The following is a 25122-nucleotide window of genomic DNA, read 5'->3' as shown; positions in this document are numbered from 1 at the left end:
CGGTGGAAAGGGGCGTCCGTTCGTCGGCGCCTTATCCCTACGACGGGCGGCAGACCACCGGATCGACGTACGGCGCGACGAATCCGGGTTAACACCGAGCCGCGGCCGTCACAGGAAGCACGGGCCGACCGCGCGCACTTCGACCGTGCACCATTGCGCGGCAGGACACTGGCGCGCGATCGCGATCGCTTCCTCGCGCGTGTCGACGTCGACGATGAAGAACCCGCCGACCATTTCCTTCGCCTCGGCGAACGGGCCGTCGACGAGGCGCGTCTCGCCGTCGCGCACCTGCACACGCGTCGCGCGCTCCGAGCGCTCGAGCGACTCGACGCCGCGCAGCACGCCGCGCGCCTTCAGCGTCTGAGCGAAATCGACCATCCGCGCGTACAGCGCCTGCCCCTCCTCGAGCGTGCGTTCGGCGCGCTGGCCGGTCGGTTCGACAATCAACAGCATGTAGGACATGGAACTCTCCAGTGGGGGGCCGTGCGCAAGAAGCGTTCGGATCGCAGGCCGGAATGACACGTCAGATGCGAAGCGTAACAGCCGCGGGCGGCCCTGCCGTCATCGTTGGCCGTTCGACACTGGCCTGATGGCCAATTCGATCGCAGCACGCGATTTTGCCGTCAAGATGCTTGCCCGAACCTTCGAATTTTCTTCCTGTGGAGCACTCCATGTCACGCCTGCCGCCGCCGCTCGCGCTCGCCGCATCGCTCGCCCCGCTTGCCTCGTTTGCCTCGTTTGCCTCGTTTGCCTCGTTTGCCTCGTTTGCCTCGTTTGCCTCGTTTGCCGCATTTGCCCTTTCAGCGCCGGCCGCCACCGCCGCCACCACCGCCGCCGCCACCGCGCCTCCGGTCAGCGCGGGCTGCGGCGGCCCCACGACGGCAATCGCCGACCTCCGGCATTCCGGCGGCCGGTCGCCGCTGGCCGGGCGCTCCGCGTCGATCGAAGCGATCGTCACCGCGGCATTCGGCGGCGCCGACGGCTTCGGCGGATTCTTCGTCCAGCAGGCGGATGCGCAGCGGCGCCACCGGCCGGGCGTCCCGGAAGGCCTGTTCGTCTACGCGCCGCACGCGCGTGTCCGCCCGGGCGAACGCGTGCACGTCACCGGCAGGATCGAGCAGAAGTACGGCCGCACGCAACTGGCTCTGTCGGGCCGCGTGGCCGTCTGTGCGCGCGGGCAGACCGTCACGCCGGCCGCGCTCGTGCTGCCGGTCGACAGCGAGTCAGTATTCGCCGCGCATGAAGGCATGCGCGTGCGCTTTCCGCAAACGCTGACCGTCAGCGATACCTACGACCTCGGCCGCTACGGCAGCATCGTGCTCAGCCACGGTCGCCTCTACATGCCGACGCACGTGGTGCCGCCGGCCGACGCCGCCGCGCAGGCGGCGGCCAATGCCCGCAACCGCATCGTGCTCGACGACGGTTCGAGCCGCGTGAACCCCGCGACCGCCCGCTATCCGCCGCCTGCGCTGGGCGCCGCCAACACGCTGCGCGCGGGCTACACGGTGCGCGGCGTCGAAGGTGTGCTCGAGCAGCGCTACGGCACGTGGCGAGTGCAGCCCGTGCCGGCGTCGGCGCCGGTCTTCGACGCCGCATCGAATCCGCGGACCGATGCACCGCCGCGGCATCCGCAGGCCGACGTGCGGGTCGCGTCGTTCAACGTCTTCAACTATTTCAACGGCGACGGAAGCGGCGGCGGCTTCGACGATCCGGCCAATCGCGGCGCGAAGACGCCCGCCGTCTTCGCCCGCCAGGAAGCGAAGATCGTCGCCGCACTGCGCGCACTGCGCGCCGACGTGATCGGCCTGATGGAAATCGCGAACAACGGCCACGGCCCCGCGAGCACCGTGCAGCGTCTCGCGGCGCGGCTCGGCGACGGCTGGCGCGCGGTCGACCCCGGCACGGCGCGACTCGGCCGCGATGCGATCGCGGTCGCGTTGCTGTACGACAGCCGGACGATCGAACCCGTCGGGCGCGCCGCGACCGTCGCGCTCGACGGCGGCAATCGCCCGCCGCTCGCGCAGACGTTCCGGCGCATCGGCGGCACCCGCGCATTCACGGTCGCGGTCAATCACCTGAAATCGAAGAACTGCCCACGGGCGAGCGGCCCGGATCTCGACCAGTCGGACGGTCAGGGCTGCTGGAACGCGACGCGCACGCGTGCGGCCGAACGCATCGCCGCGTGGCTCGCCACGTCGCCGACCGGCGCCCCGGCCGACGGCGTGCTGCTGATCGGCGACCTCAACAGCTACGCGCAGGAAGACCCGCTGCGTGCGCTCGAATCGCGCGGCTACACGAACCTCGTCGCCCGCTTCGCCGGCAACGCCGGCTACAGCTACGTATTCCGCGGCGAAGCGGGCAACCTCGACCATGCACTCGCCACGTCGCCGCTCGCCGCGCGCGTGAAGGCCGTGCATGCGTGGCACATCAATGCCGACGAACCGGTCGCGCTGCAATCCGTGCCCGATTACAAAACCGCGGCGCAACGGGCGGCCTATTACGCACCCGATGCCTATCGCTCGTCGGATCACGACCCCGTCGTCATCGACCTCGCGTCGGACGAAGGCGCCACCTGAGCCATCGCGGGCACAAACCGTGCTCCATCAAGAGACGGGCGATTAGTGCAATTGCATCAGCATGATGCGTGCAACGGCACTATTTACCTGGCGCATCGGGCGACGCCATATTTACCGGACTTTCACGTCGCGCCAACGGCTTGCTGGTCGCTTCGCCCCAAAGCGCGAAATTTTTTCAACCGCCGCCCCGCCCCATTGCGCGGGGCTTTCCGGGAAATTTGCCGGCGAATTGAAAATTTGTCTCGAAACTCAATTGGCTGATGTGAATCACATTGGTTGCTGGGATTCGTCTTATCTTCAAATTGGCCTGCAAATCAAATCGAAGGAGGATAAACACCATGGCGCTCACCGACTCGATCGAACACAAGCTGGACCGCGGCCTGTCCGACATCCGTCGCACCGGCCGGCGCGTGGGACGCACGACGCGCTCGGCGGCTCGCGACCTGCATGCGGACGTGTCCGACGATCTGCGCGGGCTGGTCGATGAACTGGAAGACCTGCTGAAGAACGACGGCGACGGCGATATCGCCGCGCTGCGCAAGCGCGTGCAGGCACGGCTCGACGAAGCGCGCAGCACGCTCGACTACGCGTCGGGCACCGCGGTCGCGCGGCTGCGCGATTCGGCCGAACGCGTATCGCAAGCCGTGCACGACAATCCCTGGCAGACCGCAGGTGTCGTCGCGGGCCTCGCGTTCGTCGCCGGCCTGCTCCTTTCCCGCCGTTGAACGGGGCGATCACCCCGTCCGTCCTCACCCCGACAACGAAGGAGAAACGCCATGCAGAAGTCCCTCGCCCTGAAAGCCGCCGCCGCCGTCATGCTCGCCAGTCTCGCACTTGCCGGCTGCACCACCACCCCCAACAAACCCGACAACGCGTCGGCCAGCGCGTCGAAACGCGAGTCGATCGACGCGAGCGTGAACGCGACGTTGTCGCGCCTCTATTCGACGGTGCCGGGGTCGCGTGAACTCGTCGCGAAATCGCGCGGCGTGCTCGTGTTCCCGAACGTGCTGCAGGCCGGCCTCATCGTCGGCGGCCAGTCCGGCAACGGCGCGCTGCGCGTCGGCGGCAGCACCGTCGGCTACTACAACACGTCGTCGCTGTCGGTCGGCCTGCAGGCCGGTGCGCAGTCGAAGGCGATCGTGTTCCTGTTCATGACGCAGGATGCGCTCGACTCGTTCCGCAAGTCCGAAGGCTGGTCGGCCGGCGCCGACGCCTCCGTCGCGGTCGTGAAGATGGGCGCGAACGGCGCGATCGACTCCAACACGGCCACCGCACCGGTCGAGGTGCTGGTGCTGACCAACGCGGGCCTGATGGGCGATCTGTCGGTCAGCGGCACCAAGGTCACCCGGCTCCACATCTGACGATGCGGCACGGCCCCCGGGCCGGTTCGCTTCCCGGCAACGCCGCGGCCCCGGCCGCGGCGTTTTCTCGTGCGCCGCGCGCGGCGGGTATGATGGCGGCACCTTTGCGGGCATACTGCCGATCGGGCCGCCCTGCCGCGCTGCGCCGCGACATCCGTGACGTTCGCGAGCCGATCGCGCCCGAGGCAACGAAATTCAATCAAACCAGGCATCAATCTGCGCGAACCATCCATGGATAGCGGACACGATCACCAAAAATTCTTCTATTTCCTGCTGTTCGCGGTCACCGTCGGACTGTGCTGGATACTCGCGCCGTTCTCTGGCGCCGTCTTCTGGGGCACCATTCTCGCGATCCTGTTCCAGCCGGTGCAGCGCTGGCTCGCCGCGCGCTTCGGCAAGCGGCGCAACCTGGCCGCGCTCGTGACGATGTCGCTGATCATCCTGATCGTGATCCTGCCGCTCGTGTTCGTCATGGCGACGCTCGTGCAGGAAATCGCGTACGTGTACCAGGAACTGAAGAGCGCGCAGCCGAATTATTCGCAGTACTTCCATGACATCATTCATGCGCTGCCGACGTCGATCCAGAACCTGCTGCAGAAATACGGGCTGACCAACATCCCCGGCATCCAGAAGAAGCTGACCGACGGCGCCGCGCAGATCAGCCAGTTCGCGGCGACCCAGGCGCTCAGCATCGGCCAGAACACGTTCCAGTTCGTCGTCAGCTTCGGCGTGATGCTGTACATGGTGTTCTTCCTGCTGCGCGACGGCGGCGAGATCGGCCGCCGCGTGCGCCGCGCGATGCCGCTCGACGAAGAGCACAAGAACCTGCTGCTCGCGAAGTTCACGACGGTTGTGCGCGCAACCGTGAAGGGCAACATCGCGGTCGCGCTCGTGCAGGGCGCGCTCGGCGGCCTGATCTTCTGGATCCTCGGGATCGAGGGCGTCGTGCTGTGGGGCGCGCTGATGGCGTTCCTGTCGCTCCTGCCGGCGATCGGCGCGAGCCTCGTGTGGGTGCCCGCCGCGCTCTACTTCCTCGCGATCGGCGCGATCTGGAAATGCGTGATCCTCGTCGCGTTCTGCGTCGGCGTGATCGGCCTCGTCGACAACCTGCTGCGCCCGATCCTCGTCGGCAAGGACACGAAGATGCCCGACTGGGTCGTGCTGATCTCGACGCTCGGCGGGATGGCGCTGTTCGGCATCAACGGCTTCGTGATCGGGCCGCTCGTCGCTGCGCTGTTCATGGCGAGCTGGGACATCTACGCGCGCGCCGAACAGGGGGAGTGACGCCGCGCGTCACGGATGACGAATCCTGATCACGACGGGCGCCACGGCGCCCGTTTCCATGTCCGGCCCCGCGATCGTCAGCACGCCGCCATACGGCCCGACACGATGCGCGCGCCCCGCTTCCAGCGGCACGGCTCGATCGTCGCGCGCATCGTGCCAGATTGCGCGAACCGCCGCGCCCGCAGGCTGCGAAAGCGGCTGGCCGTCCGGCCCCACGAGCGCCAGATGCGCACCGGGCAAGCGCCGGCCATGCGCATCGAAGCGGAGTGCCGCCGCGCTCGCGCTGCCCGACGCCCCGAGCGACGGCGTGTCGAATGTCACGTCGTACCGATCGACGAGCGCGCCGGTGAAGCGCACGATGCCAGCCGCGCCCGCGTGCCCGGCCGCACCGGCGCTCGACACTGCGAGCGCGATGCCGATCCCCGCTGCCGCCATCCGCGCCCGGACACCGATGCGCCGCTTCGTTCGATCGCGCGCCGCCGTCGGTGCCGCCCATGTCGTCTTCATCTGCATGTTCCGCCTCCCTTCCCGCTTCTCGCCGCGCAAATGAAAACGGCGGCGTGACGCGCAGGTCACGCCGCCGCTTGCCGGCAATTACTTTAGGGAGAGCGGCCGGAACAATAAATGAGACAAGTCCTAAACTGATACCGGAATATTCGGACTCAATGCGCGCGAGCGCGACGGCTCATGCGTCCGGATCGACGCGCAGCACGAGCTTGCCGCGATGGTCGCCGTCGAACAGGCGGTTCAGCACGTCGGGGGCGTTTTCGAGCCCGTCGGCGACGGTTTCCTCGGCCTTGAGCCGGCCGTCGCGCAGCCATCCCGCGAGCGTCTGCACCGCTTCGCGGCTCTTGCGGTAGTCGAGGATCAGGAAGCCGCGCATCGTGATCCGCTTCGAGATCAGCACGCCGACGTCGTCCGCCGCGCGGCCGCTGTTGTAGTTCGAGATCACGCCGCACAGCGCGACGCGCCCGCCGATCACCATCCGCGACAGCACCGCGCGCATCACCTCGCCGCCGACGTTCTCGAAGTTCACGTGCACGCCGTCCGGCGTCGCCGCCTTCAGCTGCTCACGGAAATCGTCGGCCTTGTAGTCGACGGCCGCGTCGAAGCCGAGCGTCTCGGTCAGGTAGCGGCACTTGTCCGCGCCACCCGCGATGCCCACCACGCGCGCACCGTGGATCTTGCCGATCTGGCCGGCGATCGAGCCGACCGACCCGGCCGCCGCCGACACGACGAGCGTCTCGCCAGGCTGCACCGGCGCGATGTCGGTCAGCCCGTAGTACGCGGTCAGGCCGCTCATCCCGCACGCGCCGAGCAGCGTCGGCAGCGGCAGGCCCGACTGCGCGGGCAGCTTCACGAGTTGCGCGGCCTGGTCGGCCGGCACCCGCGCATAGTCCTGCCAGCCGAGCAGCCCCTGCACGAGATCGCCTTGCGCGAACCCCGCGTGGCGCGACCCGACCACGCGCCCGATGCCGAGCGCACGCATCACTTCGCCGATCGCGACGGGCGGCAGGTATTGCGGCACGTCGCTCATCCACACGCGGTTGGTCGGATCCATCGACAGATACAGCACACGCACGAGCACTTCGCCGTCGGCGAGCGCCGGCACCGGCGTTTCGACGAACGAAAAGTGTTCGCGGCCGACCCGGCCTTCCGGGCGTGTCTTCAGCAGCAGCTGGCGGTTCACGGGTGTCGACACGATGTTCTCCTCCGGTTGTGTTTATCGATGCGCGTCAAACTGCGCACATGCCGCCGTCGATCACGAGTTCGGCGGCCGTCACGAAGCGGCTTTCGTCGGATGCCAGATAGACGGCCGCATGCGCGACGTCGTCCGGTTCGCCGAGCCGGCGCAGCGGAATGCCGCGTGCGAGCTTGCGCGTCGCATCGCGTTCGCCGAGCGACTGGAACAGCGGCTCGACGATCCCCGTGCGAATGAACGCCGGGTGAATCGAGTTGCAGCGCACGTCGAGCTCGCGGCGCGCGCAGTCGATCGCGACCGACTTCGTCAGCGACGCGACCGCGGCCTTCGACGCGTTGTACGCGGTGAAATCCGGCTCGACCTTGAACGCGGCCACCGACGAGATGTTGATGATCGATGCGGGATGGCTCTCGGCCAGATACGACAGCGCATGCTTGCAGCCGAGCACGATGCTCTCGACGTTGACCGCCATCACGCGCCGCCATTCGTCCAGTTCGATCTGCGCGGGCGAGCCGATCGAGCCGACACCCGCGTTGTTGACGAGCACCGACAGCCCGCCCATCGCATCGACCGCCTGCGCGAGCAGCGCTTGCCAGCGCGCTTCGTCGCGGACGTCCTGCGTCGCGGCAAACGCGACCGGCGTCGCGTGGCCCGCGTTGAGTTCGTCGGCGAATGCATCGAGCACCGCCGCGTCGGCAACGTCGGTCAGGAACACGCGCGCGCCCTGCTCGACCATCCGGCGCGCGATCGCGCGGCCGAGGCCGCCGGCGGCGCCCGTGATGTACGCGCACTTGCCTGCGAGGCGCGTGGAAACGATTGTCATGGGACCTGCTCCTGTCGTGAGTCGTCGCGGCGGACCGGTGCCGCGACGGCGGTTGCCGTGCGCCGGCCGACGGCCGCGCGGTATGCGCGAGTATAGCGAGCCGGCCGCACCGGGCCGGACGAATCCGGCGGCCGGCCGCTGCCGGCCCCGCTCGAACGAACGCCAGCGTACGCGATTGCCGCCAATCGATGAAATGAATCTTCGTAATGCCCGGTCATAGACATCACTCATGACCTTCGGATCCGCGGGCGGCGGGACGGGCGGGCGGACGGGCGGACGGGCGGACGGGCGGGCGGGCGGGCACAGCAACAGCACAGCACAGCACAGCACAGCACAGCCGATCATCGCCGATGTCGGCTCGATAACGATCGGGAAACGGCTTTTGACAATAACCAAGAAGGAATGGGACGGGACTCGGGGGGCCACCGCCGCGGCGACGACCGCATCCGGCACCGGCGCACCGACGCGCGGCAACGAACAGCCGTCAGAACCCGTCGCCGGACGTGCGCATGAACGCGCAGAACTGCGGGGAATGCGTGTCGATCATCTGCTGGAACGGTGCGCGATGCCCGTACGCGATGCCGGACACGAGGAGCAGGCAGACGGCCGCGATGCGCGGCGAGAACGCGCGCTTGTGCGCCCGCCGGTAGGCGCGCAGGAACACCAGCGCGACCAGCGCGCCGAGCAGCCAGCCGACGACGACTTCCGGGACCGTGTGCGAATGGTCGAACACGCGCGCGACGCCCGTCAGCGCGCCGACGACGAGACCGGCCGCCACGCCCGGCTCCTTGCCCGGACGGAATGCCTGCCACAGCATCGACAGCGCGACGGTCCACACGGACGTCGACAGCATCGTATGGCCGCTGATCACGCGGAAATCGAACTGCGGGATCTCGACCCCGCAGCCCGCATAGAGAATCTTGGTCGCCCCGACCAGGCTCATGCCGGCCGCGAGCAGCACGATCCAGCGCACCGCGAGCCGCCAGTTGGACAGCGCGAGCCAGACGGCGCAGGTCAGCGCGACCGGCAAGGTCAGCGCGGCATCGCCGATGTTGCTGATTTCACTCCACATGACGGACGTCGAACGGCTGGCAAAAGGCGCAGTTTAACGCAGGCGCGCCACGCGCCTGTTTCAGCCTGTGACAAGCTGTATCAGCCCGCGACACCCGTGATCAGCAGCAGGTTCGTGCCCGTTATGACGGCGAACAGTACCCAGGCGGCGGCCTGCATCCCGCGGCCGATCGCATGCTCGCCCATCGTGTTGCGATCGCTGACCGACCGGATCAGCGGCCACATCGCGAACGGCAGCTGCAGGCTCAGCAGCACCTGGCTCCAGACGAGCAATTGCCCGACCGAGTTTTCGCCGAGCCACAGCACGCCGATCAGCGCGGGCACCAGTGCGAGCCCGCGCGTGATCAGCCGGCGCTGGTAGCAAGGGATTTTCGTATGCAGGAAGCCGTCCATGATCACCTGGCCGGCGATCGTGCCGGTCAGCGTCGAGCTTTGCCCCGACGCGAGCAGCGCGATGCCGAACAGCAGCGCGGCCGCGCCGCCCGCGATCGGCGTGATCAGCCGGTACGCCTGTTCGATGTCGGTCACGTCGTGCTGGCCGGTCGCATGGAACGCCGCGCCCGCGACGACCAGGATCGCCGCATTGACGAGCATCGCGACGAACAGCGACACGCAGGTGTCGATGCGCACCAGCGCGAGCGTGTCGCGGATCAGGCCGCGCGCGCCGCCGACGACATGGCGCGTCTGCACGACCGACGAATGCAGATACAGGTTGTGCGGCATGATCGTCGCGCCGACGATGCCGAGCGCGAGCACGATCGCGTCCTTGCGGTCATGGCCCGGATTGCCCGGCACGAGCCCCTTCGCGACCGCATGCCAGTCGGGCGGCGTGATCGCGACCTGCGCGACGAAGCAGAACGCCATCGTCGCGATCAATCCGAGCACGATCGCCTCGATCTGCCGGACGCCCTTGCCTTGCAACCCGAGCACGATCACCGTATCGAGCGCGGTCAGCACGATCCCCCACGCGAGCGGCACGCCGAGCAGCAGCTTGAACGCGAGCGCGCAGCCGAGCACTTCGGCGATGTCGCACGCGATGATCGACACCTCGGCGGTCACCCACTGCACGATGCGGCCGAAGGTGCCATAGCGGTCGTAGCTGGCCTGCGCGAGATCCTTGCCCGCGACGAGGCCGAGCCGCGCGGCGAGCATCTGCAGGAAGATCGCGGCGAGGCTCGAGAACGCGACGACCCACAGCAGCGAATAGCCGAATTGCGAGCCGGCCTGGATGTCGGTGGCCCAGTTGCCGGGATCCATATAGCCGATCGCGACCAGCAGGCCCGGGCCGAAGAAGCGCTTGAGCTTCATCCAGCGCGACGCGCCGGCGTCGATCGTGATGCTGCCCTTTACTTCCGACGGGCAGAAGGGGGCTGTGGCGGTAGTGGGAAGCAGGGGCATGGAAACCGGGGATCGTGATCGCGACACGGTGATTTTACGTTCATCCGCCCCGCTTTCTCCCGCGCATCGCCGCGCACACCCCGGCTCGCCCGCTCGCCGTCGGCAGTCGCGAGCCGCGGCGCGGGCTGCCGATCGGCCTGCGGGTGCGGCGTCCCGGCACCGTTCGTCAGGATCCGCTCGCGCTCGGCGACGCGAAATTCGGTCGGCGACACCAGCAGGCGCTGGCGAAACAGCTTGGCCAGACGCTCGCCGCTGCCGAAGCCCGTGCGCCGCGCGACCTTGTCGGCCGGCAGCGTCGTGTGGACCAGCATGTGGCAGGCGCGCTCGAGCCGCACGTGCTGCACGAACTCGGTCGGCGTCACGCCGATTTCCTTCTTGAAGCGCCGCAGGAAATTGCGCTCGCTCATCGCGACCGTCTGCGCGACTTCCGCAACCGAAATGCGGTTCGCGCTCTGCGCGCGCAGCCGCTGCACCGACATCCGGATCGACGGGCTCGCGCTCAGTTCGCGAAACGCCCACATCGACTGCGCATAGCGCTGCTCGACCGGCTGCATCAGGTTGCTGGCGATCTCCTGTGCGGCGCTGTCGCCGAGATCGGCGCGGAACATGTCGAGCACGGTCGCAAACACGTCGGCCTCGCCGGCCTGCAGTTCGATCGTGGCCGCCGCACCGCGGGCGCGATCGGTTCGCGCGCGATCGGCTTCCGTCTGCCGCTGCGACGCGGCGAGCGTCGACAGGCCCATCGCATCGACGATCCAGCGCGCATGGCGGCGGATGTCGCTCAGGCGGCGCCGCAACGCATCGTTCCAGTTGATCGACGCGCGCTCACCATGAAGATGAAAGAACGCGTGTGCACGATGGCCATGCTCGTCGCCGAGCGAATCGGCGGCGATCTGCACACCGGACGACGACTGCAGCAAGCCCCCCTTTTCGGATACGTACTTCAGCTGGTAATCCGCATTGAACGCGTTCAGGCGATTCGCCAGGTTGAAGGCCTCGCTCAGACGCGCGGCCTCGGCCAAGGAAAACCCCGTACTCAAATAGATTACGACCCACCTCTGATCTGCTGCTTCCACTGGCCAAGCCCCCGGACTGTTTCGACTTCTTTTAATTGCCGTCGAACTGTCAGGCTTATATTTGGTTTGAACACGTGCGACAGGGACGGCTATCTCGAAATATGAAGCGACGGCATCTTAGCCGAACTAGCCGAACGGGTCGTCTCTTTGTCACGAAATGGCCGACCGGGACAGCATGATGGCGGATTTTTACAGGCTATCGCCGACCGATGATCTGGCCGCGCGGAAATGCGCGTGTCGACGGGCGGACTCGGATCGTGACGCCTGCCTCGTATCGCGCATCGGCTCCACGCACGCTCGCGTAGCGGGACGATCGTCATCGGCATGCATCGGACGGCATCGGTCGCCGGTACAACGCGCACCCGCGTTCCGTTGTTCGCGCATCCATTAGAATCGCCCCACCGCCCACCACGCCGCCTTCGTCCGTGCCCGCCGACCATCGTCTCGACCTGAACCTGTTCCGCGTGCTCGATGCGGTCTACGTGCACGGCGGCATCGGCGCGGCCGCCCGTGCGCTGCACCTGACGCAGCCGGCCGTCACGCATGCGCTCAACCGGCTGCGCGCGCATTTCGACGACCCGCTGTTCGTGCGCCAGGGCAACCGCGTCGTGCCGACCGAGCGCACGCGCGCGATCATCGCGGACGTGCAGCTTCACCTCGCCGGCCTGCAGCGCGCCGCGCGCGACCCGGCGGCATTCGACCCGGCGACGCTCGACCTGAGCATCGCGGTCGGCATTCGCGACGTGCTCGAATCGATCGCGCTGCCGCAGATCGTCGCCGCGTTCGCCGGCGCAGCGCCGGGCCTGCGATTCGTGAGCCGCCGCGTCGCGGTGCACGACATCGAACGCGAACTCGCGTCGGGCAATCTCGATCTGGCCGTCGATCGACGCGTGCAGACCGGCCCGCGCATCGTGACCGAGCACCTGCTCGACGATTCGCTCGTCGTCGCGATGCGGCACGATCATCCGTTGGCCGGTGGTCCGCTGCGGCGCGGCGACTATTTCGCCGCGCGGCATGTCGCGGTGTCGTCGCTCGGCGAACCGCAATCGCTCGACGTGCTGCTCGGCAACGACGGGCGCTTCCGTCACATCCAGCTCGTCTGCCAGCATTACTTCGCCGCCTGCCAGATCGCCGCGGCGGGCGACCTGCTGCTGACGCTGCCGCGCACGTATGCGCTGCGCATGGCGGCGATGCTGCCGATCGCAGTGCAGCCGCTGCCGCTGCGGCTCAAGCCGTTTCCGCTGCTCGCGTACTGGCACGAGTCGCGCGAGACCGACCGCGCGCACCAGTGGGTGCGCGAACGCGTCGCCACGCTCGTGCGCCGGAGTGCCGGCGTCGCCGGCTGATCCCGGCGAGCCCCGTCGACGCGCGTGGCGCCCGCGTTTTTCGTCGAGACGGTATGCTGACGGCTCGCACGCCGCGCATCGTCGCGGCCGCCTCTTACCCGCTTACCGGAGACTTGCCATGCCGCTCATCCACGCTGCCGCCACCCTCGCCGCCGACGCGCCCGACTACGTCGTCCAGCTGCAGGCCGGCACGCACGCGCTGACCGGCGACGAAGCGCCGCGCGAAGGCGGACAGGCCCTCGGGCCGGCGCCGTTCGAGTTCGTGCTGGCCGGCCTCGCGCAATGCACGGCCGCGACGCTGCGCATGTACATGCAGCGCAAGACGTGGCCGGCCGCGCGCATCGACGTGCGCACCGAACTGCATGCCGATCGTGAAGGGCAGCAATACGTGCGCCGCGTCGTGACGCTCGACGGCCCGCTCGACGACGCGCAGCGCCAGCGGCTCGCGGAAATCTGCGAGAAGACGCCGGTGACGCTGTTCATCAAGCGCGGCACGCGCATCGAAACGACGCTGAACTGACGGGCGGCGTACCGCGCCGCACGCGATCGCCGCGTCACAAGCAAAACGGGCGGGCCGCGCGCGATGCGCGGCCCGCCCGTTTGCGGATGTCGTCCGGCGCTCAGAGTCCGAGCGCGGACAGGTCCAGCTTGCCGTCCTTCACCGGCGGACACCAGAAATACGCGCCCGTCAGCGGTCGCGTGAAGCGGAACAGGCCGTCGACGATGCCGTCGTCCGCGCCGCTCATCCGGCGCATCTGCACGTCGAACGCGCGGAACGAACGGCCGAACGCGACGAAGTAGAGCCCCGCGCGGCGCGCATCGGACCACGGCGACGAACGGCGCAGCATGAATGCCTCCGGCTCGAAGCTCTCCTGCGCGGTGCGCTTCACGTGCGCGAACTCGGGCGCGTCGTCGAGTTCCTCGTTGTCCGAGCGGCGGCGGCCGATGATGTGATCCATGTCGCCCGACGCAATGCGCTCCATCTGGTCGAAGTCGTGCAGCCATTGCTGAACCGCGACGAAGCTCGAACCGTCGAGCCCCGCGCCCTGCCCCGTGACGACCGACGCGGCCAGCGCGTCGTCGCCGGTCGGGTTCTCGGTGCCGTCCTCGTAACCCGACAGGTCGCGATCGGTCGAATAGCGGAACCCGTCGACCGCGTCCTGCAGCACGAACGCCGGCGCGAGCGCCCGCTCGATCGCCCGCGCGCGCAGCACGAGTGCGCCGCGATCGTCGCCGCGCAGCCAGACCCAGACGTCGGCCGGCGTGATCGGCAGCGTACGGTCGTTCACCGCGAACGCCGGGTATTCGGTGAGCCCCGGAACCGGGCGGCCGAGATGCGCGGCCAGCGCCTGCCCGAAGCCTGCGACCGCGTCGCGCCCGTCGATGAGCTCGCGCAATGCCGCGAGCGCCGCGGCCACATTGACGTTGTTCGAAATCGTGAAAGTGAGGTATCGGGCCGCCGTGTCGATCGGAGCCAGGATGCCTTGCTGAACGTCGCTCATCGTTTCCTCAGGAGTGTATCGGGGTGAATCCGCGGGGCCGCAGCGGCCGGCGCGCAACGGCAGAGTGTAATCGATGCCGCCCGCCGCCCCGTGCGGCACCGCACCGCGGAACACGCACGAAAGAGGGCCAAAACCCCGAATACTAACCGCATCGCTGCTGCAACGCCGTATTCGTCAGACGTTGCGGCGCGTCCGGCTCTGCTGATAAAATTCCTTCACGTCTTTTTCGGCGCCCTTTCAACCGTTCACTTCAGGGAGGTGCAGATGTTCCGAATGCCAGCAACCTTCCCGAACGTGGTCCCACGGCGCGGCTGATCCAGCCCGTCGTCCGCGCCGGCTTCCGGGTGCTCCGCTAACCCGCCCGCCCGCGCAATTTCCCGACAGCCCGTTTCGTTTCGCCCGCGTCGTGCGCGCGGTCCGGCTGTCGCGTTTTCGACGTTCTCCGAACCGGAAAGTCCCGTCGCGCGATGCGCCGGGCAACGATACATGACCAGAAAAACCACCCATCTGGGCGGCCAGGCATTCCAGGCCGTCTTCGGCTTCACGTTCCGCTACTGGCGCAAGCAGCCGGTGCGCATCGCGACGATCACGACGCTGGCGCTGCTCGGCGCGCTTGCCGACGTGCTCACGCCGCTGTTCGCCGGGCGCCTCGTCGATGCGCTGTCGAGCGGCCCGACCGACCGCGCCGCCGCGTGGCATGCGGCCGTCACCGCGTTCGGCACGCTGGCCGCGCTCGGCATCGGCGCGACGCTGCTGCGGCAGGGCGTCTACCTGAACATCATCACGCTCACGCTGAAGATGATGAGCGAGATCGCCGCGGCGTCGTTCCATCGCGTGCAGCGTTTCTCGACCGACTGGCACGCGAACAGCTTCGCGGGATCGACCGTGCGCAAGATCACGCGCGGGATCTGGGCACTCGACCTGCTGAACGACACGGTGCTGATCGCGCTGCTGCCGTCGGTCACGATGCTCGTCGGCGCGACCGTGCTGCTCGGCACGCACTGGCCGGTGATGGGGCTCGTCGTCGGTGCGGGTTCGCTGCTGTACATCTCGGTAACGGTCGCGGTATCGCTCGGCATCGTCGCGCCGGCCGCGCGGCTCGGCAACCTGTGGGACACGCGCATGGGCGGCGCGCTCGCCGACGCCGTGAGCTGCAACGCGGTCGTCAAGGCGTTCGGCGCGGAAACGCGCGAGGAAGCGCGGCTCGATCGCGTGATCGGCAAGTGGCGCCAGCGCACGCGCCGCACGTGGGTGCGCGGCACGTTCAACGGCGGGCTGCAGGGCGCGATGCTCGTCGCGATGCAGGCGGCGATGATCGGCGTCGCGCTGCGGCTGTGGGCGAACGACGAAGCGAGCGTCGGCGACATCGCGTTCTCGCTGACGATGTTCTTCATGCTGCAGGGTTACCTGCGCGACGTCGGCATGCACATCCGCAACCTGCAACGCTCGGTCAACGACATGGAAGAACTCGTCGCGCTCGAGCGCCAGCCGCTCGGCATCGACGATCGGCCCGGCGCGCCCGCGATCCGGATCGGGCAAGGCGAGATCCGCTTCGAGCACGTGACGTTCCGCTACGGCAACCATCCGGTGCCGCTGTACGACGACTTCTCGATGCGCATCGCGCCCGGCGAACGCGTGGGCCTCGTCGGCCATTCCGGGTCGGGCAAGACGACGTTCATCAAACTGATCCAGCGCCTGTACGACGTGTCGGGCGGCCGCATCACGATCGACGGCCAGGACATCGCGCAAGTGCGGCAGGATTCGCTGCGCAGCCAGATCGCGATCGTCCAGCAGGAACCCGTGCTGTTCCACCGCACGCTCGCGGAGAACATCGCGTATGCGCGCCCCGACGCGAGCCGTGCGGAGATCGAGCGCGCCGCGCGTCTTGCCAGCGCGCACGACTTCATCGTCGCGCTGCCGGACGGCTATGACACGCTCGTCGGCGAGCGCGGGATCAAGCTGTCGGGCGGCGAACGCCAGCGCGTCGCGATCGCGCGTGCGTTCCTCGCCGATGCGCCGATCCTGATCCTCGACGAAGCGACGTCGAGCCTCGACAGCGAAAGCGAGGTGCTGATCCAGCAGGCGATGGAGCGGCTGATGGTCGGGCGCACGACGCTCGTCGTCGCGCACCGGCTGTCGACGGTGCGCGCGCTCGACCGTCTGATCGTGCTCGAGCGCGGCAAGGTGATCGAGGAAGGCAGCCACGACGCGCTGATCCGCATCGACGGCGGGACGTATCGCCGGCTGTTCGAGCGGCAGGCGCTGGAACTCGCGAAGGGCCTGATCGATCCGCCGCGGCGCACGGCGGACGATAATGCCGGGCCGCTTGGGGAGCCGGCGCAAGCCTGATGGCAACCCGATCGCAACCGGACGCGCGGCACACCGCCGCCGCGCCCGGTTGCGCCACACGGTACGTCGATGCGATCGTCAGGAATTCACCAGGCCGTTGCGTGCGTCGTCGATTCCATTCGACGGCGCCACGCGAGCCGCCGTGCGCTGCCCGGCAAACCCGTTGCGAACGAGGCGAGCCGGGATCACTTATCATACCGGCCAGGCAATTTGCGACGAAAGGCGGATCATGTTTACAGGCATTGTTCAGGGTGTTGGCGTCATCAAGGCCATCAAGGATCACGGCGAACTGAGAACGTTCAGCATCGAATTCCCCGAGCGGTTCACCACCGACATCGAGATCGGCGCAAGCGTCTCGGTCGACGGCGTCTGCCTGACCGTGACGACCATCCACTCGCCCGAGCTGATCGACTTCGACGTGATGTTGCCGAGCCTGCGCATCACCACGCTCGCCGACCTCACGACCGGCGCCCGGATCAACGTCGAGCGGGCCGCGAAGGACGGCGCTGAAATCGGCGGACATCCGCTGTCCGGACACGTCGACTTCATGGGAACGATCGCGAACATCGCGTCATCCGAACACAACCGGATGATCCGCATCGGCGTGCCGGCCGATTTCAGGCGCTACGTGTTTGCGAAAGGCTATATCGCGATCAACGGCTGCAGCCTCACCGTGTCGGATGTCAATCGCGAAGAAGGCTGGTTCGACGTCTGGCTGATTCCCGAAACGCGACGCGCGACCACCTTCGATGCGAAGGGCGCCGGCGACAAGGTCAATATCGAGATCGAGCGCGGCACGCAGGTCGTCGTGGATACGATCCGCGAATCGGTCAAGGAAACCCTCGGGGAATTGACCGGCGTCGTCACGACGTTGCTCGCGGAGAAGGGCATCGATATCGAGGAACTGCTCGCGCGGAACGTCACGAAGCTGCCGAAGGCGTAACGGCGAAGAGCGCCGCCGTTCCCGCTGATGCCCGGTATCACCGGGCGTCGGCTTCCGTCGCGATGCGGCCGGCCGCCCCGCACGCCGCCTTACTCCACCTCCACCTGCGCCCCCTTCCCCACCGCCACCCGCTGCGCGCGATAAATCCCCGCGTGTCCGGAAAACAGATAGGCGACCACGCAGGCGACGATCGCATACACGCCGACATCCGCGCCGAACAGTTCGATCGCCATGATCGTCGACGCGATCGGCGTGTTGGCCGCGCCCGCGAACACCGCGACGAAACCGAGCCCCGCCAGCACGGGCACCGGCAGCGCCAGCACCTGTCCGAGCGCGTTGCCCAGCGTCGCGCCGATGTAGAACAGCGGCGTCACTTCGCCGCCCTTGAACCCCGACGCGAGCGTGACGACGGTGAACGCGAACTTGCCCGCGAAATCGTAAGCCGGCAGCGGCCCGTGAAACGCGGCTTCGATCGTCGGGATGCCGAGGCCGAGATACTGCGGCACGTTCAGCACGGTGGCGGCCACCGCGACCAGCAGGCCACCGAGCACCGGCTGCAGCGGCGCATAGCGGATCACGCGGCGGAACCACGCGGTCAGCGCATGCGTCGCGAACGCGAACAGCCGGCCGACGACGCCGAACGCGACACCCGCGACGACCGTCGCGGCCAGCCCCGTCGCCGACACGGCCGGCACGAACGGAATCGCATAAGCGGTGTGATGCACGCCCCACGCGCGGCACACGACATCCGCGACGATCGCCGACGCGACGCAGGTCAGCAGCGCGTCGTACCGTACGCGGCCGATCGCGAGCACCTCGAGCCCGAACACGGCGCCCGCGAGCGGCGTACCGAACACCGACGCGAACCCGGCCGCGATGCCGCCCATCAGCAGCACGCGCCGGTGCTCGCGATCGAGCCGGAACAGGTGCGTGACGCGATCGGCGAGCGCGCCGCCCATCTGCACGGCCGTGCCCTCGCGGCCGGCCGACCCGCCGAACAGGTGCGTGACGACGGTCGCGACGAGCACGAGCGGCGCCATCCGCTTCGGCACCAGCGCCTTCGGGTCGTGAATCTCGTCGATCAGCAGGTTGTTGCCGCGCGCGACCGACTGGCCGAACCGGTGGTAGACCCAGCCGGTCGCCAAACCGGCGGCCGGCAGCCCCCACAGCAGCCAGGGATGCGCGACGCGCGTGCCGGTCGCCCAGTCGAGCGCGATCAGGAACAACGCGGAAGCCGTGCCGGCCAGCGCGCCGAGCAACGCAGAGAGCGCGAGCCAGCGGCACACGTAGCGCACGGTCGCGAAAAAATCGGCAGAAGTCGAGAAAAACATGATTTCCAGATTCGACGGGACATCAAAACCTGGGCGGCAGAATACCGCATGGACGGCCTGCGACCTCCTGACGACCCAGGAACACGCAGGCATCATCAGCCGGGCAAACCGGCGGTTGAGGGCCGAACCGCGCGCGACGCGCCGGGATCGACCGCAGGGAGGCATGCCATCTCCGCAGGCGGCAATTGTACGCGACGCCGCACGGCGCGCGCAATGCGGCCCGCCGGGGCCGCGGCGCGCCGTCAGTCGAGCGGCATGCGCGTCACGCGCGAAATCAGTTGCGGCGCGATCCGGTCGAGCGGCAGGATCGCCGACGCCGCGCCGATCGCTGCGGCCGCCTTCGGCATCCCGTAGACGGCGCTCGTCGCCGCGTCCTGCGCGATCGTGTAGCACCCCTTCGCGCGCATCGCCTTCAGCCCGAGCGCGCCATCGCGCCCCATCCCGGTCAGCAGCACGCCGAGCGCGTCGCCCTCCCAGCCGTCGGCGACGCTGTTGAAGAACACGTCGATCGACGGCCGGTACGGCGTCTCGGCCGGATGCCGCGTATAGCCGAGCACGCCGCGCGGCGAGATGTACAGGTGATCGTTGGTCGCCGCGAGCAGCACCTCGCCCGCCTGCGGCACGCTGCCCTGCCGCGCGACGCGCACGGGCAGCCGCGTATAGCCGTCGAGCCACTCCGCCATGCCGACCGCGAACGCCTGGTCGACGTGCTGGACGATCACGAGCGCAGCCGGAAAATCGGCCGGCAGCGCGCGCAACAGCGCGGTGAGCGCGGTCGGGCCGCCCGCCGACGCGCCGATCGCGATCAGCGTCGGCTGGCCGCGCGCGGGTGCGGGCCCGGGCGGCACGAGCGTCGTGGTCCGGCTTTCGAGCAGCCGGCCGATCTGGTCGATCTTCGCGAGCAGCGGCTGCGGCGCCGCATCCGACGTCAGGCCGAGCGCGAGCGTCGGCGTGTCGACCGCGTCGAGCGCGCCGGCCCCCATCGCCTCGTAGACCGACGACGTGTTCGCGCTGACGCTCGCGGTCACGATCAGGATCGCGCACGGCGCGCGCGCCATGATCTGCCGGGTCGCGGCCACGCCGTCGAGCTTCGGCATCACGAGATCCATCAGCACGAGATCGGGCGGATGCGCGACGCAGAAATCCACTGCCTCGTCGCCATCGGTCGCCACCCACAGCACGCGATGATCCGTGCGCAGCGCGATCACGCGGCGCAGCGCCTCGACGGCAAGCGGCAGATCGTTGACGATGCCGATGTTCATCCGCGTGCGTCCCCGATCAGGTCGTGCACCGCGTCGAGCAGCGCCTCGTCGTGGAAACTGCTCTTCGCGAGGTAGTAGTCGGCACCGGCATCGAGCCCGCGCCGGCGATCCTCGTCGCGATCCTTGTACGACACGATCATCACCGGCACGCGCTTGAGCGTCGGATCGCCCTTGATCAGCGTGACGAGTTCGATCCCGTCCATGCGCGGCATGTCGACGTCGGTGACGACCAGGTCGAACGCGTCGCTGCGCACCGCGTTCCAGCCGTCCATCCCGTCGACCGCGATGGTCACGTCGTAGCCGCGCTTTTCCAGCAGTTTGCGCTCGAGCTCGCGCACCGTCAGCGAATCGTCGACGACGAGCACGCGGCGGCGCCGGTCGGCGAGCGCGAGCTGCCGGTCGCGCGTGAGTTTCGCGAGCTGTCCGCCGCGCACGAGCTTGTCGACGGAGCGGATCAGGTCCTCGACATCGACGATCAGCACCGGGTCGCCGTTCTCGAGCAACGCACCGGCCGCGATGTTCTGGATCTTGTGCAGGCGGCTGTCGAGCGGCTGCACGACGAGCATCCGTTCGCCGAGGAAGCGGTCGACGGCGACACCGTAGAGCTCGGGCTCGCCGCCGACGACCACGACCGCCGTGCTCGCGCGCGCGACGCCGGGCTCGCCGGCATCGAGCAGCTGGTGCGCGGCGACGAGGCCCGCGCGCCGGCCGTCGAACGGAAAATGCGGCTGGCCTTCGAGCACGTCGATGTCGTCGTGCGACAGTTCGAGCGTGCGGCGCACGTGCGCGAGCGGGAACGCGTACGGCTCGCCGCCGACCTCGACCAGCAGGCTGCGGATCACCGACAGCGTGAGCGGCAACTGCAGCACGAAGCGCATGCCCGCGCCGGGCTCGTTGAAGATGCGCACCGCGCCGCGCACGCCGCGCACCATCTCCTGCACCGCGTCGAGGCCGACGCCGCGCCCCGACACGTCGGTCACCGCATCGCGCATCGAGAAGCCCGGCAGCAGCAGGAATTCGAGCAGTTCGGGATCGGACAGCCGCGCGGCCGTCTCGTCGTCGGTCAGGCGCTGGCGCACCACCGCAGCGCGCAACGCATCCATGTCGACGCCCGGCCCGTCGTCGATCACGCTGACGAGCAGCGAGCCGGCGCTATGCCGCGCTTCGAGCGTCACGCTCGCCTCGGCCGGCTTGCCGCGCGCGAGGCGAGCGTCGGGCGCTTCGACACCGTGGTCGATCGCGTTGCGCAGCAGGTGGCCGAGCGGTGCGTCGAGCAGGTCGAGAATGTCGCGGTCGACCTGCGTGCCTTCGCCGACGATCGAGAAGCGCACCTGCTTGCCGAGCGAGCGCGCGAGATCGCGGACGATCCGCGGATACGCGCGCGTCGCGTCGCCGAACGGCCGCATCCGGCACTGCAGCGCCTCGTCGTACAGCTGTTCGGCGATATGCGTGCTGCGCCGCTCGAAGCGGTCGAATTCGTCCATGCGCTCGGCGAGCGAACGCTGCAGGTCGTTGAGCATGTGCCGCACTTCGTTCACCGATGCGAGCACGCCCGCATCGAGATCGTCGGCAAACTGTTCGTACAACAGATCGAGCGAACGGGCCGCGTCGCGCTGCGCGCGCTTCACGCGCAGCATCGACTCCGCGAACGGCTTGAGCCAGCGCGATTCGACGAGCGACTCGCCGGACAGGCTCAGCAGCCGGTTCAGCGTATCGGCCCGCACGCGGCGCATCGCGCCCGCGCCGGCCGCGCGGCCGGCCTGGACCGGATCGGGCACGGCCGCCGGCAGCGCGAGCGGCGGCACCGCGGCGCCGGCCCCCACGGGCTCGTTCGCGGCGCCGTCGTGCTCGCGAGACGGCACGACGGACGGCGCCGCGGCCGCCGGCGGCGGCGCGAAAGCCGGTGCCGGCATCGCGTGCGCGCCGTCGGCGCCCGTCAGCGCCAGCGCGAACGCCTCGATCTCCGCCGGCGACACGGGCTGCGCCTGCGGATCGGCGACGCGCACCAGCAGGTCGACGCCGGCCAGCAGCACGTCGACATGCGTGGCCGTCAGCGCGATCGTACCGGCCTGCGCCGCGACGAAGCATTCTTCCATGCGCCCCGCGATGTCGACGCCGAGCGGCACGCCGACGATGCGCGCGGCGCCCTTCAGCGAATGTGCGGCGCGCATGCACGCCTCGAGCGCGACGGAGTCGGGCTCGCCCGATTCGAGCGCGAGCAGGCGCTCGGACAGCGCCTGGGTCTGCGTGCGCGTCTCCTCGCGATACAGCTCGAGCAGCGACAGTTGGCTCAGATCGTCATCGCCGCTCATCGCATGCTCCGTGTCACGGCGTCGAACAGCCGATCGTCGTCGAGCAAGCCGATCGACTTGCCGCGCCACGACAGCACGCCGCGCGACAGGCCGGCGCTCGCGCGCCCGACCGTCGCCGGCACGGGCACCCATTCGGATGCGCCGAAGCGCAGCACGCCCTCGACTTCGTCGACCGGGAACACCACCGGCTCGCCCTGGTGCGCGGCGACCAGCAGCCGCGTGAAACGGCCGTCCGCGCCACCCTCGCGGCCATTGCCCGCGTCGAGGCCGAGCAGCGCGCCGATCGAGATCGCGATGCGCAGCGTGCCGCGAATGTTGACCACGCCGCGCACGGCCGAATGGCGGCGATGCGGCAGCGAATGGATCGGACGCGTGCCGGCGATCTCGCGCAGCACGCCGATCGGCAGCGCAAGCCATTCGTCGGCGACGCGAAACGCCAGTGCCGCCTGATGCGTATCGTCGTCGCCGTGCGCGCGGGTCGCGTCGAACGCGCTGATCCGCTGCGTCGCGTCGGCCAGCTCGGCGGCGCCGAGCGGGCGTTCGAGCAGTTTCGCCGCGTGATACGCGTAGACCGGGCAGTTCAGGCAGCGCAGGCAATCGGCCAGCCGCTCGCACGAGCGGTCGCCGTGCGTGCCGATCCGGTTCCAGCAATCGTCGACGCCGATCGTCGTGTCGTCAGTGGCAACGGCGTCGCGGTTCATTCGTTCCTCGGTCATCCCGATGTCGGCTCCCAACCCGTATTCTCATTATCCGGCCGAGCGCCGCGCACGCTCGAGCAGCCATTGCGCGCCGGCGCCGTCGCCGCCGACGTCCAGCAAGGTCGCGAGATGCGTCAGCGCTTCGTGGTGCGTCGGCCGCAGATACAGCGCCTTCCGGTAGAAATCGCCCGCTTCCGCGACGCGCCCGCGCGCATCCGCGATCAGCCCGTTCAGGTAGAACGCGTCGGCGTGCGGCCCGGCGTGCGCGGAGAACTGCGCGAGCACGCGCTCGGCCTCGTCGAATGCGCCCGCGTTGGCCAGCGCCTGCGCTTCCTCGAGCGTCGGCGCGGCGCCGTCGGCGGCCGCCGGCGCGGGCGCGGGCGTGTCGGCCACGTTCGCCGCATTGCCCAGCGGATCGACGCGCGCGTCGGCCCGCGGCCCGAACGCCGTCGGTCGCCCGGCCGGTTCAAAGGCAGCGCGCGACGGCGCGGCATCGCTCCACGCCGGCGGGACGACGGCCAGCAGCGGGCGTGTCGCAGCCGGCGGCGCCACGGCGAAACGCTCGGCGCGCCGGTACGGCGCAATCGCGGGTATCGGCGCCGCATGGCGGGCCGCGTACCCGTCCGCCGCGGCGCCATCGCGCCCGCGATGAAACGCGAACGCGAGCGGCACGCGGGCCGAACGCATCCCGTGCCGCATCGCGACGCCCGTTTCGGCCGGCCCGACGAACAACATGCCGTCGTCGGCGAGCGCGCTTTCGAGCGAACCGATCACCCGGTCCTGCGCGTCGCGGTCGAAATAGATCAGCACGTTGCGGCAGAACACGAAATCGTAGCGGATGCCCGTATCGGTGCCCGGTTCGATCAGGTTCGCCTGGCGAAACTGCACGCACGCGCGCACGCGCTCGTCGAGCAGCCAGCCGTCGGCGACCGGCGTGAAGTAGCGGCCGCGGAACTCGGTCGCCGTGCCGCGAAACGCATTGCGCCCGTAGCAGCCGAGCCGCGCCTGTTCGATCGCGCGCGGGCTCAGGTCGAGCGCGTCGATCGTGAAGCTGGCCGGCTCGAGCCCGGCGTCGAGCAGCGCCATCGCCGCCGAATACGGCTCCTCGCCGGTCGAGCACGGCGCGCTCAGCACGCGGATCACGCGCCCGGGCGTCGCGGCGAGCCGCTCGGCCGCGTGCCGCGCGAGCGTCGCGAACGCCTCGCGATCGCGGAAGAACCACGTCTCCGGCACGATGAACAGCTCGATCAGTGCGCGCCGTTCGTCGGCCGACGCGTTGAGGTGCTGCCAGTACGCGTCGAGCGCTTCCGGCGTGACGGGCGGCCGCGCCGCCGACGGCAGCCGCTCGCCGTCGCCCTGCAGCGCCTGCACGCGCTCCGTCAGCGCGCGGCTCAGAAAATCGTTGCCGAGCGAATCGGGGTCGATGCCGGTCTCGCGCAGCAGCCAGCCGCGAAATCGCGAATCGGACTCTTTCATGCGGATTCCCCTCCGTGGCCCGGCAGGCCGTCGAACAGATACAGGCGCGCAACGTCGTCGATCAGGTCGGACACCGAGACCTGCTGCACGATCCCGTCGGGCGTGTTCGCGACGCGCCCGAGCCAGCGCGTGCGCGCGGTCGATACGCCGCTGGCGCGGAACGCCGTGCGGTCGATCCGCAGCGTCTGCGTCGCGCGCTCGATGATCAGGCCGATCACGCGCTCGCGGTCAAGCTGCCCGGCGCGGTAGCGGACCATCACCAGCCGCGTCGAACGCAACGCATGCGCGCGCCGTCCGAGCGCGAGCATCGGCACGTCGATCACGGGCACCGGCTGGCCGCCGCGCATCAGCAGCCCGGCGATCCATTCGGGCGCGCCGGGCACGGCCTTGGCGGTCGCGAGCGGCAACACCTCGTCGATGTCGGCCGCGTCGAGCGCGTAGCGCTCGCCGTCGAGCTCGAACATCAGGAACAGCGCGTGCGCGGCGCCGTGCGACTCGACGCGCGTCACGCGTCGACCTTGAAGCGCGACACGCTGGTGCGCAATTGGTTCGCGACGAGCGTCAGATCGTCGATCGCCTGCGACGACTGGCGCAGCGATTCGGCCGTCTGCT

22 protein-coding genes and 1 riboswitch are annotated in these 25122 nt (G+C 69.2%); of the genes, 8 read left to right on the top strand and 14 right to left on the bottom strand.

Annotated features, from left to right (window positions below; translation table 11 throughout):
- Nucleotides 1–108: 108 nt before the first annotated feature.
- The gene (locus DIE12_RS27220) at nt 109–462 is read right to left on the bottom strand and encodes a YciI family protein (protein WP_044846610.1); all 354 of its coding nucleotides are present in this window, start codon (nt 460–462) and stop codon (nt 109–111) included.
- 209 nt (nt 463–671) lie between these two features.
- Here DIE12_RS27220 and DIE12_RS27215 point away from each other — a divergent pair, with 209 nt between their 5' ends.
- From DIE12_RS27215 to DIE12_RS27200, 4 genes are all read left to right on the top strand, one after another.
- Nucleotides 672–2576 (top strand): ExeM/NucH family extracellular endonuclease, encoded by a 1905-nt coding sequence (locus tag DIE12_RS27215; RefSeq protein ID WP_124551382.1) that lies wholly within the window; start codon nt 672–674, stop codon nt 2574–2576.
- A gap of 338 nt (nt 2577–2914) precedes the next feature.
- On the top strand, nt 2915–3301 hold the full coding sequence (locus DIE12_RS27210; RefSeq protein ID WP_044846611.1) for a YqjD family protein: 387 nt from the start codon (nt 2915–2917) through the stop codon (nt 3299–3301).
- 51 nt (nt 3302–3352) lie between these two features.
- Complete coding sequence (locus tag DIE12_RS27205) at nt 3353–3937, top strand: YSC84-related protein (RefSeq protein WP_124522622.1); 585 nt, start codon at nt 3353–3355, stop codon at nt 3935–3937.
- A gap of 231 nt (nt 3938–4168) precedes the next feature.
- Nucleotides 4169–5221, top strand: a complete 1053-nt coding sequence (locus tag DIE12_RS27200; protein ID WP_044846613.1) for an AI-2E family transporter — start codon at nt 4169–4171, stop codon at nt 5219–5221.
- 9 nt (nt 5222–5230) lie between these two features.
- Here the strand turns inward: DIE12_RS27200 and DIE12_RS27195 are convergent, their stop codons facing one another.
- From DIE12_RS27195 to DIE12_RS27165, 6 genes are all read right to left on the bottom strand, one after another.
- On the bottom strand, nt 5231–5734 hold the full coding sequence (locus DIE12_RS27195) for a thioesterase (protein ID WP_124522620.1): 504 nt from the start codon (nt 5732–5734) through the stop codon (nt 5231–5233).
- Nucleotides 5735–5906: 172 nt separating this feature from the next.
- Nucleotides 5907–6923, bottom strand: coding sequence for an NADP-dependent oxidoreductase (locus tag DIE12_RS27190; RefSeq protein ID WP_124486473.1), 1017 nt, complete (start codon nt 6921–6923; stop codon nt 5907–5909).
- Nucleotides 6924–6957: 34 nt separating this feature from the next.
- Entirely contained in the window at nt 6958–7746 is a 789-nt protein-coding gene (locus DIE12_RS27185) for an SDR family oxidoreductase (protein ID WP_124486474.1), read from the bottom strand.
- Nucleotides 7747–8230: 484 nt separating this feature from the next.
- A complete protein-coding gene (locus DIE12_RS27175; RefSeq protein WP_124522618.1) occupies nt 8231–8818 on the bottom strand; it encodes a phosphatase PAP2 family protein in 588 nt (195 codons plus the stop codon).
- 80 nt (nt 8819–8898) lie between these two features.
- Nucleotides 8899–10215: an Nramp family divalent metal transporter gene (locus tag DIE12_RS27170; RefSeq protein WP_124522616.1), complete on the bottom strand. Its 1317-nt coding sequence runs from the start codon at nt 10213–10215 to the stop codon at nt 8899–8901.
- Nucleotides 10164–11237: a helix-turn-helix domain-containing protein gene (locus DIE12_RS27165; protein ID WP_124486478.1), complete on the bottom strand. Its 1074-nt coding sequence runs from the start codon at nt 11235–11237 to the stop codon at nt 10164–10166. Before DIE12_RS27165 ends, DIE12_RS27170 begins: the two co-directional genes overlap by 52 nt.
- A gap of 479 nt (nt 11238–11716) precedes the next feature.
- On the opposite strand from DIE12_RS27165, the gene DIE12_RS27160 reads away from it, so the two are divergent.
- Together DIE12_RS27160 and DIE12_RS27155 are read left to right on the top strand one after the other, a co-directional pair.
- A complete protein-coding gene (locus DIE12_RS27160; RefSeq protein ID WP_124522614.1) occupies nt 11717–12637 on the top strand; it encodes a LysR family transcriptional regulator in 921 nt (306 codons plus the stop codon).
- Between the two features lie 118 nt (nt 12638–12755).
- Nucleotides 12756–13157, top strand: coding sequence for an OsmC family protein (locus DIE12_RS27155; RefSeq protein ID WP_124522612.1), 402 nt, complete (start codon nt 12756–12758; stop codon nt 13155–13157).
- 100 nt (nt 13158–13257) lie between these two features.
- Here DIE12_RS27155 and DIE12_RS27150 read toward each other — a convergent pair whose 3' ends face one another.
- Complete coding sequence (locus DIE12_RS27150; RefSeq protein WP_124522610.1) at nt 13258–14139, bottom strand: Dyp-type peroxidase; 882 nt, start codon at nt 14137–14139, stop codon at nt 13258–13260.
- A gap of 486 nt (nt 14140–14625) precedes the next feature.
- Here DIE12_RS27150 and DIE12_RS27140 point away from each other — a divergent pair, with 486 nt between their 5' ends.
- On the top strand, nt 14626–16488 hold the full coding sequence (locus DIE12_RS27140; RefSeq protein ID WP_124522608.1) for an ABC transporter ATP-binding protein: 1863 nt from the start codon (nt 14626–14628) through the stop codon (nt 16486–16488).
- Nucleotides 16489–16717: 229 nt separating this feature from the next.
- Nucleotides 16718–17431: a riboflavin synthase subunit alpha gene (locus tag DIE12_RS27135; protein WP_124522606.1), complete on the top strand. Its 714-nt coding sequence runs from the start codon at nt 16718–16720 to the stop codon at nt 17429–17431.
- Nucleotides 17432–17520: 89 nt separating this feature from the next.
- On the opposite strand, the gene DIE12_RS27130 is transcribed toward DIE12_RS27135, so the two are convergent.
- The 6 genes from DIE12_RS27130 to DIE12_RS27105 all read right to left on the bottom strand — a co-directional run bounded on the left by DIE12_RS27130 (nt 17521) and on the right by DIE12_RS27105 (nt 25019).
- Nucleotides 17521–18762 carry a voltage-gated chloride channel family protein gene (locus DIE12_RS27130; protein WP_124522604.1) on the bottom strand — a complete coding sequence of 414 codons (1242 nt, stop codon included), beginning with the start codon at nt 18760–18762 and terminating at the stop codon, nt 17521–17523.
- 79 nt (nt 18763–18841) lie between these two features.
- Nucleotides 18842–18945: riboswitch (Fluoride riboswitch) on the bottom strand.
- Nucleotides 18946–19004: 59 nt separating this feature from the next.
- Nucleotides 19005–20024, bottom strand: a complete 1020-nt coding sequence (locus DIE12_RS27125; protein WP_124522602.1) for a chemotaxis response regulator protein-glutamate methylesterase — start codon at nt 20022–20024, stop codon at nt 19005–19007.
- Nucleotides 20021–22336: a hybrid sensor histidine kinase/response regulator gene (locus DIE12_RS27120; RefSeq protein ID WP_124486484.1), complete on the bottom strand. Its 2316-nt coding sequence runs from the start codon at nt 22334–22336 to the stop codon at nt 20021–20023. The genes DIE12_RS27125 and DIE12_RS27120 overlap by 4 nt, the downstream gene beginning before the upstream one ends.
- Nucleotides 22333–23037, bottom strand: a complete 705-nt coding sequence (locus DIE12_RS27115) for a chemotaxis protein CheW (protein ID WP_124522678.1) — start codon at nt 23035–23037, stop codon at nt 22333–22335. Before DIE12_RS27115 ends, DIE12_RS27120 begins: the two co-directional genes overlap by 4 nt.
- A gap of 45 nt (nt 23038–23082) precedes the next feature.
- Nucleotides 23083–24510, bottom strand: coding sequence for a protein-glutamate O-methyltransferase CheR (locus DIE12_RS27110; RefSeq protein ID WP_124522600.1), 1428 nt, complete (start codon nt 24508–24510; stop codon nt 23083–23085).
- Nucleotides 24507–25019 carry a chemotaxis protein CheW gene (locus DIE12_RS27105; protein WP_124486486.1) on the bottom strand — a complete coding sequence of 171 codons (513 nt, stop codon included), beginning with the start codon at nt 25017–25019 and terminating at the stop codon, nt 24507–24509. The genes DIE12_RS27110 and DIE12_RS27105 overlap by 4 nt, the downstream gene beginning before the upstream one ends.
- Between the last annotated feature and the right edge of the window lie 103 nt (nt 25020–25122).

The sequence above is a fragment of the Burkholderia sp. Bp9015 genome (assembly GCF_003853505.1).
Taxonomy (GTDB): domain Bacteria; phylum Pseudomonadota; class Gammaproteobacteria; order Burkholderiales; family Burkholderiaceae; genus Burkholderia.
Note: the sequence above shows the minus strand (reverse complement) of the source record. Positions and strands in the feature narration are given on the sequence as shown.